This window comes from Flavobacterium sp. JAS (assembly GCF_020991455.1).
In the GTDB taxonomy this organism is placed as follows: Bacteria; Bacteroidota; Bacteroidia; order Flavobacteriales; family Flavobacteriaceae; genus Flavobacterium.
In genome coordinates, this window is record NZ_JAJMOX010000010.1 from 16,564 (window position 1) to 30,632 (window position 14,069).

Consider the following 14,069-nt stretch of genomic DNA (forward strand, 5'->3'; position numbering starts at 1 on the left):
TAGGATGCACGCATAATAATGTTATAAAATTTTAATAAACTTTATACTTCGCATAATTTTTTTGCTGCTGATTCTAGGGTAAAATTGTCTTTAGCAAAACAAAAGCGGATTGATTTTTCGTCTTTATTATCCGAATAAAAGGAAGAAATAGGTATGGCTGCCACACCATGATTAGTAATTAATTTTTTGCAAAAATCAACATCATTGTCATCTGAAATATTGGCATAAGAAGCAACCTGAAAATAAGTGCCTTCACAAGGTTTTAATTCAAATCGGCTGTTTTGAAGAAGTTTTCGAAAATAATCTCGTTTTTCTTGATAGAATTTTCCAAGGAGATTGGTATCAACAATATCTAAATATTCACTTAGAGCTATTTGTGAGATACTATTTACGCTGAAGACCAAAAACTGATGTACTTTTTTGATTTCTATCATTAGATGTTCTGGAGCGACTGTATATCCAATTTTCCATCCTGTTATGTGAAATGATTTTCCAAAAGAAGAAACCATAATGCATCGATCTAAAAGAAAACTTTTTGTATGTGCCGAAATATGTTTTTCTTCAAATGTGATGTATTCGTAAACTTCATCAGATAAAACTAATAAATCAGGATATTTTGAAAGTATTTTTTCTAGCTGAATAAAATCTGAATCCGATAATATTTTTCCTGTTGGATTATGAGGGTTATTGATGATGATCATTCTGGTTTTTGCAGAACAAGATTTTTCAATCATTTCCCAATTTGGGGTGTAATCATCATTTAAAGCAATTCTTACAGGTTTAGCTTTGCATAGCAAGATTGGAGATTCATAAGAATCAAAACTCGGATCAAGCATAATTACTTCATCATTCTCTTTTATTAATGCCAGAATAGAAGTGAAAATTCCCTGTGTAGCGCCAGCTGTAACTAAAAGTTCTAAATCAGGATTTATAGTCCTTTTGTATGAATTAAAAAGCAGTTTAGTAATTTGATTCATCAAAGGCGGATAGCCTGTTACAGGTGTGTATTGATGGACATTTTCCTTGGCTAATCTAGCAACAATATCAGTTAGCCTTTCATCGACAGGGAAATTTGGAAATCCTTGTGAAAGATTTATTGCATTATATTCGGCTGCCATTTTTGACATAATTGTAAATATACTGGTGCCAACGTTTGGAAGTTTACTCATAAAAAAATTGGTTAGGAAAGTTTTTTGAGTACAATATAAGGCAAATTTTATTTTATTGAATAATTACTTTACGAAATTATTTACAGAAATTGGCAGTGAAAAAAGAACTCGAACTAATTTGTTGTCTTTTTGTCCTGGTTTCCATTTAGGAGAAGTCTTTAAAACACGAATAGCTTCAGCTCCTTTTCATTAATGGAGGAAAACCTGCCATTGGTGTATATTGGTGTACATTCTCTTTGGCTAATCTTGCTATAATATCAGTTAACCTTTCATCAACAGGGAAATTCGGAAATCCCTGCGAAAGGTTGATTGCATTATATTCGGTTGCCATTTTTGACATTACCGTGAAAATACTAGTAGTTACGTTTGGAAGTTTACTCATAATTATACTTACAGAAATTGTATTTATAAAAGTAATTGTTTTTTAAAGTTAAAATGTATTTTTATTTTTTATAGCATAAAAAAAAGACATTAAAAGAAAACTGTCTTTTAATGTCTTTTTCTTTTGGAATTATTTTATTTTATAATTTCGCCATTTGGTTTAACTACAATTTTTTGTACACTATTCTCCTTTGTGATTTTTAGGTTATATTCCTTCTTTTTGATATCACCTTCTTTTTGGGTGTACAGAAATTTGTCTTTTACTATGGTCCAACCTGGGTATTCTTTGTAGATCGAGTAAATTACTTTAGCGGGAAGCTTTACATTTTCATAATTTTCAACTACGCTGGTTAATTTTCCATTTTGATTATAGGTTGCGGATAAGGAGCCTTGTGGAGATTCTAAGACTACTAAATAAGAGTCAAAGCCTTGATAGTCTTTTCCTAAATCATAAGAAATAAACTTTTGCTGAAGCGCTATGACATTTACATCGGGATTTCTGTCAGGTAAGTAAACAGAAAAATCTTTCCCTGCACTTTTAATTACAACCGCAGGTAAATCCTCCATTTTAATTTCGCCCTCTTTTAAACTAGAGTTTTCGCCCTGAGAAAAAGAGTTTGCCGTTAAACTAAAAAAAGATAAAAAAAAAAGAAATGTTTTCATGATATTTTATTTTTTAAATATTAATAGTTTAGGTTAATCTTAATGATTTAAAATATATGAAGGTTTCTTTTTTTTCTTCCCCTTTTTGATGATGTTTTTTGTTATTAAATCATTAAAGTTCAAGGCTTTGAGTAATATTTTTTAATCAGATAAAAGTAATTCTTTTACTAATATAGAACAGTTAAAGTTATCTTTATTGATTGTTAATTAAACGAAGTTTTAGGGGTATTTTTTAGGAGGAAAATATAGTAGGTTTATGTGTGTTTTAGTACGAAAAAAAATTGTAAACGATGCAATAAAAAAACATAACCTAAATATTGAATATATAGATTGTAAAAGAAAAACAATTATTACAATTACATTTTATGAATAATGAAAATTGTAGGTCGATTATGTAAATCAACTTTCAATTTTTTCCAATCTGAAATACGCATTGTTTTAATGAATTCTGTTGGTAGTGTAATATCTGTTGCAATACAAAGATGCGTTGAGGGATTTACAATTTGCAAAATATCTTCAACTAATTTATTGTTTCTGTAAGGAGTTTCAATAAAAATCTGAGATTGATTTTTATCCTGAGATAATTTTTCAAAATGTTTCAATGCCGATTTTTTCTCGTCTTTATCAATTGGTAAATAACCATTGAAAGTAAAACTCTGACCGTTCATTCCGGAAGCCATCATGGCTAGTAAAATAGAAGATGGTCCAACTAAAGGTACAACCTGGATTCCTTTTTCATGCGCCAATTTTACAATTACTGCACCGGGATCAGCAACCCCCGGACATCCGGCTTCGCTCATTAATCCAACATTTTTCCCTTCTAATAATGGTTTTATGAAATCTAAATGCTCACTTGGTTCTGTACGCTTATTGAGCGTAAAAAGTATAAGTTCAGATTGTTTTTTTTCTGGAGAAACTGCTTTTATTGATTTTCTGGCAGTTTTTTCGTTTTCAACAATGTAATGATCTATAAAATCAATGCTTCTTTTTACAGTTTGTGGCAAAACATCCATCGGATCGCTTTCGCCCATTGTAGTTGGAATTAAATATAATTTTCCTAGAAGTTTCATGTGCGTTTTTTTATAGTTTGTAAAACGAATTATTATTCAATCATAATTTATTAAAATAATTGAATAATGAGGTAATTATGAATGCTTTTCGATGAGTTTTTTTGCGATTATATCGGTTACTTCATCTAACATTTGGTATACATGGTCAAAACCATTAGCTGCGCCAAAATACGGATCTGGTACATCTACGTTTTCGTCCGGAAATAATTCGTTTAAAATAAGGTGAACTTTGTTTTTATGTTCGGTGGTTTTTGCCAGATGAATTACATCACGATAATTAGAACTATCCATTACATAAATGTAATCAAAATCTTCTAAATCTGAAGTTTGAAATTGTCTTCCTCTTTGATTTTGGATGTTTACACCATTTTTTGAAGCAACAGCTATAGAGCGTTTGTCTGGTGAATGACCTACATGCCAGGATCCGGTTCCTGCAGAATCAACTACAAAAGTATTGTTGGGTAATTTTGATGCTAAAATTCCTTCTGCTAAAGGTGATCTACAAATATTTCCCAAACAAACCATTAAAATTTTTACTGGCATGATGCGCGTTTATAGCGTTAGTTTTTTGTTGATATCTTCGACAAACTTCTTAAATTGTTTGTCTGTAGAAACTAAATTGTCGACAGTTTTACAAGCATGTAATACGGTTGCGTGATCACGATCTCCAATTTGTGAACCAATGTTTGCCAAAGATGCTTTAGTGAATTTCTTTGCAAAAAACATGGCCAATTGTCTCGCCTGAACCACGTGCCTTTTTCTGGTTTTAGATTGAAGTGTTTCAATATCCAACTGAAAATAATCAGACACAATTTTTTGAATATAATCGATAGAGATTTCTCTCTTCACATTTTTAACAAATTTCTCTACAACACTTTTAGCCAATTCAATTGTAACTTCTTTTTTATTGAAAGAAGATTGTGCAATTAACGAAATAATAGCGCCTTCAAGTTCTCTAACGTTAGATTTGATATTGCGGGCAACATATTCAATAATGTCTTCCGGCATATCAACACCATCACGATATAGAATGTTTTTTAGGATCGAAATTCTGGTTTCGTAATCTGGTTGATGTAATTCAGCAGATAATCCCCATTTAAAACGAGATAATAAACGTTGTTCAATATCCTGCATATCAACTGGTGCTTTGTCCGAAGTCAGAATTACCTGTTTTCCGTTTTGGTGCAAATAGTTGAAAATATGGAAAAATACGTCTTGAGTTCCTGATTTTCCAGATAAAAACTGAACGTCATCAATAATCAAAACGTCGATCAATTGATAAAAGTGAATGAAATCATTACGATTATTCTTTTTTACCGAGTCGATATATTGTTGTGTGAAAATTTCGGCAGAAATATATAAAACCGTTCTTTCAGGATATTTATCTTTTACTTCTACACCTATAGCGTGTGCTAGGTGTGTTTTTCCTAAACCAACTCCACCAAAAATCAATAACGGATTAAATGACGTTCCTCCAGGTTTATTAGCAACAGCCATACCTGCAGAACGAGCCAAACGGTTTGAATCTCCTTCTAAGAAATTGTCAAAACTGTAATTTGCATTTAATTGCGATTCAATTTTTAGATTTCTAATTCCAGGAATTACAAAAGGATTTTTTAGTTCAGGATTTAAGTTTTTAAACGGAGCATCAACCTCTTGCGGTTTCATTGGCACTCTGTTGGCACTTGGCAACTGTTCGGTAAACGGTTGTTTATTGCCATAAGTGTTCTCCATTTTAATTTTATAGAGTAACTTTGCGTTTTTTCCCAGTTCTTTGGTAAGCGCAACTTTCAATAATTTTACGTAATGCTCTTCGAGCCATTCGTAGAAAAATTTACTTGGTACCTGAATATATAATGCGTTGTCGGTTAGCTCAACTGATTTGATTGGTTCAAACCAAGTTTTGTATGCTTGATCTTGAATATTGTCCTTTATAAAAGACAAACAGTTTTCCCATACCGATTGAGCAGTTTTAGTCATAGATTCAGATAAATTTTATATTATTGATAAAGATTCTCCTAATAAAAAAGGAGCAATTTTATTCCGTATTTCGGGATAACAAATATGTGAACAAATTTCTGTAAAAAAAAATATTTTGGACTCTAATTTTATAAAAAAAAGTTGTAAGTAAACTTTTGAAAGTTAATTTTTTTTAATCAATAAATAATGAAAAATCATCAAACGCAAGTGCGTGTTCGTTACTCAGAAACTGACCAAATGGGAGTTGTTTATCACGGAAATTATATTCCATATTTTGAGATAGGACGCGTGGAATGGCTTAGAAACAAAGGGATTTCCTATAAAAATATGGAAGAAAGCGGAATTGGACTGCCAATTGTTTCGATGCAAATAAATTATAAAAAATCGGCGCGTTACGATGAGTTGTTAACGATTCATACAACTTTCAAAAGTCAATCATCGGTTAAGATTGAATTCGACTGTGAAATCTATAACGAGGCAAATGAGTTATTAACAACGGCAGTGTTTATTTTAGTATTTATTTCGTTAAAATCGGGTCGACCAACAGCACCTCCAAATTACATTTTAGAATTGTTTAAAACACTTGTATAATTGTTAAAACGAGATACGTTTTAATGTTAATTTATATAATTTTAATATCGATTTCAAACATTAAATCAAAAATGTCGAATATTGATTCGGCATTTTTTTTGCGTGTTTTTGTCGATATTTTGCCAATTGGAAGACCGGAATCTTCATTGATTTCCATTTCCTGAGACGTAATTTCCAGTTTTTTTTCTTTAATAACACGCATAACTTTATTCATGTTTTTATAATCAAAAGAGATTAAAAACTGAACATCAATTGTTTTTTCGACAATTTCGCAAACTTCAAGTGTCATTTGTGCTGTCGTTTTGTAAGCAGCAATCAAACCGCCAACGCCAAGTTTTACACCTCCAAAAATCCGAACCACAACAACTAAGACATTTGTTAGGCCAAAAGACTGGATTTGTCCATAAATTGGTGCGCCTGCCGTATTGCTGGGTTCGCCGTCATCATTTGCTCGATAAGAGATTTTTGGGGCCGTGCCTAATTGATAAGCATAGCAAAAATGTACCGCATGCGGATGTTGCTTTTTTAGATTTTCGATGATGGGTTTTACTTCCTCTTCATTTTCTATAGGAAAGGCATAGCCAAAGAACTTGCTTCCTTTTTCCTTAAAAAGCACTTCTTCTGATTCAAAAGCAATGGTTTGATACGTATCGTTATATTCCAAAAGTAAATTTCTAAATTATGTTTGATGTTTTTTTAGCCACTCCCTATAGCTATTGGGATTCACAGATTAAAAGGATTTTTCTTTTGTCTTTTTTAATTTGGGGTTAAACTTTTTCTCTCGCAGATTTTGCAGATAAAGCAGATTTGTTTCATAACACATTATAATATCTGCTTTATCTGCAAAATCTGCGAGAAACAAAAAACATACGTTAGCTACAATATTTTTTTATCAAATAAATCAACAACATCTTCCTTGCCAACTTGCAAATGCCAAACATGGAGACCTAAAGCAGCGGCAACATCTGTGTTTTCTTTTTTATCATCTACAAATAAAGTTCGTTTTGGTGACAATTCATGTTTGTTGATTACATATTGAAAAACATCAGCATTTGGTTTTCTCATTCCAATTTCAAATGAAAAATAAACTTTTTCAAAACATTGATAAAAATCACTGTAAAACGAAATTCCGCTTTTATTCTCGAAAGTTTCAATATGAATAGAATCGGTATTACTTAGTAAAAACAAACGGTATTTTTGAGAAAGCAATTGTAAAAACTCTAATCGATACAACGGAAAATCTGCTAAAATAGCATTCCAGGCTTCAAGGATTTCTTCAATAGAGGCATTTGGAAGCTCTTTCTGGAAACCTGTCAAAAAATCATCATGCGAAATATCTCCGGTTTCAAACAAAAGATTCAAACGATCAAATTCTGAATTCCATTCTGTCATTCCTAATTTCTGCAATCCAGACATAGTTGCTTGTTTGTCTAAATTGATAAAAATATCTCCAAAGTCAAAAATTATAGTATCAATCATGATTTCTAACATTTATTAATTCATCATTTTGAATGTAGGTTTTTGTTACATTTTTCATTTGAAGAATTGGTGCTTTTGTTCCGTTTCCGAAAATTGTTTTTCCAACAAAAATCCGGGCTTCGTCCCAAATATTTTGATCTATAAAAGATTGTAAAGTTTGTAAGCCGCCTTCTATAATAATAGACTGAATCTGATTTTGATATAAAACTGCCAAAATCTGTGGTATTATATTTTTATTAAAATCAATTACTTCAAAGGTAGTGTTTTCTGCTGAAAGGCTAATTTCAGATTTCGTAAATATGATGGTTTTTACACTGTTATCAAAAATGAAACTGTCTTTTGAAATTCTGTTGTTTTGGTCTAAAACAACTCTAACAGGATTATTTCCGGACCAATCCCTAATATTTAATTTTGGGTTGTCGTCAATAACTGTTTTTGTTCCAACTAAAATTGCCTGTTCTTCACTGCGCCATTTGTGAACCAATTGTCTTGAATATTGATTGGTAATCCAAACAGGTTTGCGATCCTGATTAATTTCTTTTTCAGGTGACAAAAAGCCGTCCTGACTTTGAGCCCATTTTAATATAATGTAAGGTCTTTTTTGTTGATGAAAAGTAAAGAAACGTTTGTTGAGTTCGTTGCATTCTTTTTCTAAAATGCCAACAATCACATTTGCTCCGGAGGCAATTAATTTTTTGATTCCGTTTCCGGCTACCTTTTCATTAGGATCAACGGTTCCAACAACTACATTCGGAATTTTGTGTTCTATAATTAAATCGCAGCAAGGAGGTGTTTTTCCAAAATGACTGCAAGGTTCTAAGCTCACATAAATTGTTGCTTTTTTTAAAAGCGATTTATCTTTTACAGATCGAATCGCATTTACTTCGGCATGAGGTTCACCGGCTTTTTTGTGCCAGCCTTCGCCAATGATTTTGTCTTCATAAACAATTACGCTTCCAACCATCGGATTTGGATATGTGGTTCCAAAGCCATTTTGTGCCAGTTCGATGCAGCGTTTTATATATTTTTCATGTATATTCACGGTACAAAAGTAGTTATTTTTGTTTAGTTCATAATAGTTATTGAAGTAGTTAAGGAACTATCAAAAAAGTATTTTTACTTTTGTAAGTAAGTCATACGAATAGAGAAATATGGAAAATTGGATTATCAGAGCAATTAAAAAAGAAGACAATCAAGCAGTTGCAAAATTAATACGGTCGGTTTTTGATGAATTGGAAATTCCGAAAGTAGGTACAGCATACGAAGATCCGTGTTTAGATTTAATGTTTGAAGAATATAGCAAGCCAAAATCAACTTATTTTGTAGTTGAAAATGAAGGTAAAATTGTGGGTTGTGCCGGAATTGCATCTTTAGAGAATGGAGATCCGGAAATTAGCGAGTTGCAAAAAATGTATTTTTTGCCGGAAACCCGCGGTTTAGGAATTGGAAGTAAAATGATGGAGAAATGTTTAGACGAGGCAAGAAATTTTGGTTTCGAAAAATGTTATATCGAAACAATGCCTTTTATGCACGCCGCTCAAAAATTATATAAAAAATCTGGTTTTGAATATTTAGAAGCTCCATTAGGAAATACCGGACACTGTTCTTGCCCGGTTTGGATGTTGAAATTGTTATAAAATAAATTGTAACAAATTTGATTTTATAATACTTATTTGAAAGAAAAATAGCTTTTGACGAAAAGTAATACTCAAGCACCCGGAATGAAAATTAAACAATACCGCACTCAATTTATAAAAGAATTATCGCCTTTTTACGACGCATACGAAGCAGAAAGTTTTTTCTATTTAATTTTAGAAGACAAACATCAATTACGACAAATTGATTTGGCTCTAAATCATGAACTGACTTTTTCTGAAGATGATTTTGTGGTTTGGGATTCATTATTAGCACAATTAAAACAAGAAGTTCCGATTCAGTATTTACTTGGGAAAACTAATTTTTATGGATTGGATTTCGAAGTAAATGAGAATGTTTTGATTCCTCGTCCGGAAACAGAAGAATTGGTAGAGTGGATCATTAAGGAGAATGCTACAAATGATAAGGTAAAAAAAATAAGAATTCTGGACATTGGAACCGGCAGCGGATGTATAGCAATTTCATTGGCTAAAAACCTTCCAAATGCTGAAGTTTATGGTTTTGATGTTTCTAAAAAAGCGATCGAAACAGCCAAAAAAAATGCAATAAACAATAAAGTAGATGTTACCTTTATGTTTCAGGATATTTTAGAGTTAGAACAATTGAAATATAATTTTGATATTATTGTTTCGAATCCGCCTTATGTTCGCAATTTAGAGAAAGAAGAAATCAAAAAGAATGTTCTGGAATATGAGCCACATTTAGCGCTTTTTGTAGATGATAATGATGCTTTGATTTTCTATCGAAAAATTGCTGAATTGGCTAAAAATAATTTTGTAGAAAGCGGACAATTGTATTTTGAAATCAATCAATATTTAGGTCAGGAAATGAGAGATTTGTTAGAAAATATGGATTTCAAAAATATTGAATTACGAAAAGATATCTACGATAACGACAGAATGATAAAGGGGAGTGTTTAGTTTTTAGTTGCAGTATTCAGTCTCAGTGAGAAAACTGTAAACTCCGACTGAAAATTAAAAATAAAACTATTCGTAGCGCAAAGCCTCAATAGGATCTAGTTTTGAAGCTTTGATTGCAGGATATAATCCGGAAACAATCGCAACCATAAAACTGGTAGCAAAAGCAGCAAAAATTGCCATCCACGGAATCACAAAAGCAAAGCTCATTGCGGCCGCAAAGCCAAAGCCTACCAAAATTCCCAATACAATTCCGACCAAACCGCCAATTTGTCCAATTATTAAAGTTTCGATAAAAAACTGAACAGAAATCGTAATTTTCGTTGCGCCTAAAGCTTTGCGAACACCAATTTCTCTGGTACGTTCCGTCACCGAAACAATCATAATATTCATTAAAGCAATTGATGATCCTAAAATGGTAATAACACTAATGATCCAGGCAGCCCAGCCCAGATATTGTGTGATTCCGAGGATTCTATTGATTAAATCGTCACTACGGCCAATGCCAAAATTATTGTCACGAACCGGACTCAATTTACGAACTCTTCGCATGGTACTTGTTGCATTGTCAATAGCCTGGTCTAAAAGTTCTTTTTTAGAAACCATGACACTTACGGTGTAGTTGATACTTGGAGCAGTAAATAAAGATCTTGCAACCTGAATTGGTATCAAAACACGCAAATCCTGACTATGTCCAAATGTTGATCCTTTCTCTTTTAGAACGCCGATAACCTTAAAACGGGCACCACGAATAGATATAATTTTATCAATTGGATTCACGTCTTTCAATAAACCTTTTTCGAAATCAGAACCAACAACGCAAGAATAGGTATTGTTTTCAATATCAAACTGATTAAAAGAACGTCCTGAGGTAGTTTCTAAACCGGAATTTGAAATAAAATGCTCGTCGACACCGGTAATTGTAATTTCCGGATCCGTTTTTTGGTCTAAATATTTTACTTCTGCAGTTGATGTTGCAGTAAACGAAAGAGAAGTTTCAGTAAAAGGATATCTGTATTTATTTTTAAAAGCTACAGCTTCGGGATAAGAAATAATTGGGTTTATGACTTCGCGTTTATTTCCTCCACGATTTTTAACTGTGTTTTCGTATTGATTGATGTTAAAAGTATTTGCTCCCATTGAAGCAAAATTGGTCGAAACAGTATTTTCGAGCGCCGTTACAACCGTAAGAATTCCTACCAAAGCAGTAATCCCGATTGCGATAATTAATACGGTAAGAATGGTTCGTAATAATTGTGTTTTGATAGAACCAAAAGCAATTCGAATATTTTCTCTTAATAATTTTAGCATCATGACCAATTTGTCACGAAAATACGTTTTTTGTTACAAGTTTGTTTTCGAACTGGCATTATTTATTTTAAAAAATAAGATATTTGCAGTCCATTAGAAATAGAGAAATCTAAAAATAAAATAATCCAAAAAGATTTTAAATTAAGATTTCCAACAATCTAAAATCTAAAATCAAATATCTAAAATAAAAAAGATGGCTTCAAAACCAAGCATTCCACAAGGAACAAGAGATTTTTCGCCTGCAGAGGTGTCAAAACGTCAATATATTATTCAGACCATAAAAGCTAATTTTGAGAAGTTTGGTTTTCAGCCAATTGAAACACCATCTTTTGAAAATTCAGATACTTTAATGGGGAAATATGGAGAAGAAGGTGATCGTTTGATTTTTAAAATATTGAACTCGGGTAATTTTTTCTTTAACAAAAATAAAATTGAATTACCGGAATCTATAGAGTCTCTGCAAGTTAATTCGGCCGAAACAATTGATATTAATCAAAGAATTGAGCTGAATAAGTTTACAGGAAAAATTTCTGAAAAAGCTTTACGTTACGACTTAACGGTTCCGTTTGCAAGATACGTGGTACAGCACCAAAATGAAATTGAATTTCCTTTTAAGAGATATCAAATTCAACCGGTTTGGAGAGCTGACAGACCACAAAGAGGACGTTACAGAGAGTTTTATCAATGTGATGCCGATGTTGTGGGTTCTAAATCATTGTGGCAGGAAGTAGAATTGGTTCAATTGTACGATACTGTTTTTACGTCTTTAGGACTTGAAGGTGTTACGATTAAAATCAATAATAGAAAGATATTATCAGGAATTGCAGAAGTAATTGGTGCATCTGATAAATTGATCGATTTTACGGTGGCTCTTGATAAACTGGATAAAATTGGTGAAGACGGAGTTAAAAAAGAAATGATCGAAAAAGGTATTGCCGAAGAAGCTTTGGTTAAAGTTCAGCCGCTTTTTAATTTTACCGGAACTTTTGCAGACAAAATAAATCAGCTTTCAGAATTATTGTCTTCTTCTGAAGAAGGAATGAAAGGAGTTGAAGAACTGAAATTTATTTGTGACAATGTGGCAACTTTAGGTTTGGCAACTGCGACATTAGATCTTGATGTGACTCTCGCACGGGGATTGAATTATTATACCGGAGCTATTTTTGAAGTAGCTGCGCCAAAAACGGTTTCAATGGGTTCTATTGGAGGCGGTGGAAGATATGATGATTTGACAGGTATTTTTGGTTTAAAAAATATGAGTGGTGTTGGAATTTCTTTTGGTTTAGACCGAATTTATTTGGTTTTGGAAGAATTACAATTATTCCCGGAAACTGTCGCTGCAACATCAAAAGCATTGTTTATTAATTATGGAGATGCTGAAGCTTTATACGCTTCGCAAGCGATTCAGAAATTAAGAAAAGAAAATATAAAAGTAGAATTGTATCCGGATAATGTAAAAGTGGGGAAACAATTTCAGTATGCAGATAAGCGTTTGATTCCGTTTGCGGTCATTGCAGGCGATCAGGAGATTGCTTCAAATTCGTATTCTCTTAAGAATTTAGTTTCAGGAGAACAAATTTCAGTTGATTTTGAAGGATTGAAAAATGCTTTATTGGCATAATTTGACTGTAAAGTGTTTTGCCACAGATTAAAAGGATTATTGAGTTTTTTGTTTCACGCAGATTTTGCAGATTGAAGCAGATTTAATTTGATTTTTATATAAAGTAAATCTGCTTTAATCTGCCTAAATCTTTTTTAAAATCTGCGTGAAATAGTTGCCGGGGAAGAAAAAAAGCTTTTAATTTGCGGCCTTGATACGGGCGTAGTTCAAGGGTAGAATAGCGGTCTCCAAAACCGTTGATGGGGGTTCGAATCCCTCCGCCCGTGCGATAAAAACATAATTATTTTTCGGAAGCTTTCAAGGAGTTAAAGGCAAAATAAGGACATAAAAAAAAGCTTCATCTAAAATAGGTGAAGCTTTTTTTAATATAAGGTAAACTTGAATTAATAATTATTTATAAAGCCGAGGCTAACCCTTAAATTCAATTTTGATAGGTAATAATTTAGATTCCAATTAGGATCTCAAATATAGTATAAACTATAACGTAATAGTCTTAAAATTATACTAAATTTTGAACCGCTTATTTTGGTTTTTAAAAGGCTCATTGTTAATAAAGTGACAATTTGACATTTTAGAAGATTTGGCAGTACTTTTGCAATCCAAAAGAAAGAATAAAAAATGAAGTTTAAGAATATTTTTAAAAATAAAAGTAATATGACTACGGAAAATACAGAATTCGATCAGGAATTAGATGAAGTAACGTTAGAGAACAATGCCAACGGAGAGCAATTGATTGTTGAAGAATTAAGTGTTGAAGAGCAATTGGCTCAAGACTTGGCAAAAGAAAAAGATAAGTTTTTGAGATTGTTTGCTGAATTTGAAAATTACAAAAAAAGAACTTCAAAAGAGCGCATGGATTTGTTTAAAACAGCAAACCAAGAAGTTTTGTTAGCAATGCTTCCTGTTTTGGATGATTTTGACAGAGCAACTGTAGAAATCAACAAGTCTGACGACGAAAATCTGAAAAAAGGAGTAGAGTTGATTCACGAAAAATTAAAAAGCACTTTGGTTTCTAAAGGTTTAGAGCAAGTTGAAGTAAGAGCAGGTGATGCTTTTAATGCTGATTTTGCTGAGGCAATTACCCAAATTCCAGCTCCGTCTGATAAATTAAAAGGGAAAATTGTTGATGTTATTGAAAAAGGATACAAATTAGGAGACAAAATTATCCGTTTCCCAAAAGTTGTTATCGGAAACTAAAAAATGCAAATAAATATTCTGAAAGTCAATTTTT

General features: G+C 32.2%; 15 protein-coding genes and 1 tRNA gene. 6 read left to right on the forward strand and 10 right to left on the reverse strand.

What is annotated here, in order from left to right; genetic code table 11:
• Nucleotides 1-41 precede the first annotated feature (41 nt).
• The 6 genes from LPB88_RS15740 to dnaA all read right to left on the reverse strand — a co-directional run bounded on the left by LPB88_RS15740 (nucleotide 42) and on the right by dnaA (nucleotide 5,263).
• A complete protein-coding gene (locus LPB88_RS15740) occupies nucleotides 42-1,169 on the reverse strand; it encodes a methionine aminotransferase (protein WP_230716610.1) in 1,128 nt (375 codons plus the stop codon).
• 175 nt (nucleotides 1,170-1,344) lie between these two features.
• Nucleotides 1,345-1,551, reverse strand: a complete 207-nt coding sequence (locus LPB88_RS15745) for a hypothetical protein (protein WP_230716827.1) — start codon at nucleotides 1,549-1,551, stop codon at nucleotides 1,345-1,347.
• Nucleotides 1,552-1,685: 134 nt separating this feature from the next.
• The gene (locus LPB88_RS15750) at nucleotides 1,686-2,213 is read right to left on the reverse strand and encodes a hypothetical protein (RefSeq protein ID WP_230716611.1); all 528 of its coding nucleotides are present in this window, start codon (nucleotides 2,211-2,213) and stop codon (nucleotides 1,686-1,688) included.
• Between the two features lie 356 nt (nucleotides 2,214-2,569).
• A complete protein-coding gene (locus LPB88_RS15755; RefSeq protein WP_230716612.1) occupies nucleotides 2,570-3,283 on the reverse strand; it encodes an SAM-dependent methyltransferase in 714 nt (237 codons plus the stop codon).
• A 75-nt stretch (nucleotides 3,284-3,358) separates the two neighbouring features.
• Nucleotides 3,359-3,826, reverse strand: coding sequence for a low molecular weight protein-tyrosine-phosphatase (locus LPB88_RS15760; protein ID WP_230716613.1), 468 nt, complete (start codon nucleotides 3,824-3,826; stop codon nucleotides 3,359-3,361).
• Nucleotides 3,827-3,835: 9 nt separating this feature from the next.
• Nucleotides 3,836-5,263 carry a chromosomal replication initiator protein DnaA gene (dnaA, locus tag LPB88_RS15765; protein WP_230716614.1) on the reverse strand — a complete coding sequence of 476 codons (1,428 nt, stop codon included), beginning with the start codon at nucleotides 5,261-5,263 and terminating at the stop codon, nucleotides 3,836-3,838.
• Nucleotides 5,264-5,449: 186 nt separating this feature from the next.
• Here dnaA and LPB88_RS15770 point away from each other — a divergent pair, with 186 nt between their 5' ends.
• Nucleotides 5,450-5,854, forward strand: coding sequence for a thioesterase family protein (locus LPB88_RS15770; RefSeq protein WP_230716615.1), 405 nt, complete (start codon nucleotides 5,450-5,452; stop codon nucleotides 5,852-5,854).
• A 31-nt stretch (nucleotides 5,855-5,885) separates the two neighbouring features.
• Here LPB88_RS15770 and LPB88_RS15775 read toward each other — a convergent pair whose 3' ends face one another.
• From LPB88_RS15775 to ribD, 3 genes are all read right to left on the reverse strand, one after another.
• Nucleotides 5,886-6,518, reverse strand: a complete 633-nt coding sequence (locus LPB88_RS15775) for a YigZ family protein (RefSeq protein ID WP_230716616.1) — start codon at nucleotides 6,516-6,518, stop codon at nucleotides 5,886-5,888.
• Nucleotides 6,519-6,730: 212 nt separating this feature from the next.
• A complete protein-coding gene (locus tag LPB88_RS15780) occupies nucleotides 6,731-7,333 on the reverse strand; it encodes an HAD family phosphatase (protein WP_230716617.1) in 603 nt (200 codons plus the stop codon).
• Nucleotides 7,326-8,375, reverse strand: a complete 1,050-nt coding sequence (ribD, locus tag LPB88_RS15785) for a bifunctional diaminohydroxyphosphoribosylaminopyrimidine deaminase/5-amino-6-(5-phosphoribosylamino)uracil reductase RibD (protein WP_230716618.1) — start codon at nucleotides 8,373-8,375, stop codon at nucleotides 7,326-7,328. The genes LPB88_RS15780 and ribD overlap by 8 nt, the downstream gene beginning before the upstream one ends.
• Nucleotides 8,376-8,484: 109 nt before the next feature.
• Between ribD and LPB88_RS15790 the strand changes: the two genes are divergently transcribed.
• A complete protein-coding gene (locus LPB88_RS15790; RefSeq protein ID WP_230716619.1) occupies nucleotides 8,485-8,970 on the forward strand; it encodes a GNAT family N-acetyltransferase in 486 nt (161 codons plus the stop codon).
• An 84-nt stretch (nucleotides 8,971-9,054) separates the two neighbouring features.
• On the forward strand, nucleotides 9,055-9,909 hold the full coding sequence (prmC, locus tag LPB88_RS15795; protein ID WP_230716620.1) for a peptide chain release factor N(5)-glutamine methyltransferase: 855 nt from the start codon (nucleotides 9,055-9,057) through the stop codon (nucleotides 9,907-9,909).
• A 66-nt stretch (nucleotides 9,910-9,975) separates the two neighbouring features.
• On the opposite strand, the gene LPB88_RS15800 is transcribed toward prmC, so the two are convergent.
• Nucleotides 9,976-11,220, reverse strand: coding sequence for an ABC transporter permease (locus tag LPB88_RS15800; protein ID WP_230716621.1), 1,245 nt, complete (start codon nucleotides 11,218-11,220; stop codon nucleotides 9,976-9,978).
• A 190-nt stretch (nucleotides 11,221-11,410) separates the two neighbouring features.
• Between LPB88_RS15800 and hisS the strand changes: the two genes are divergently transcribed.
• The 3 genes from hisS (at nucleotide 11,411) to LPB88_RS15815 (ending at nucleotide 14,035) form a co-directional block, all read left to right on the forward strand.
• Nucleotides 11,411-12,838, forward strand: coding sequence for a histidine--tRNA ligase (hisS, locus tag LPB88_RS15805; protein WP_230716622.1), 1,428 nt, complete (start codon nucleotides 11,411-11,413; stop codon nucleotides 12,836-12,838).
• A gap of 195 nt (nucleotides 12,839-13,033) precedes the next feature.
• Nucleotides 13,034-13,104, forward strand: a tRNA-Trp gene (locus LPB88_RS15810).
• Between the two features lie 352 nt (nucleotides 13,105-13,456).
• A complete protein-coding gene (locus tag LPB88_RS15815; protein ID WP_230716623.1) occupies nucleotides 13,457-14,035 on the forward strand; it encodes a nucleotide exchange factor GrpE in 579 nt (192 codons plus the stop codon).
• The last annotated feature ends 34 nt before the right edge of the window (nucleotides 14,036-14,069 follow it).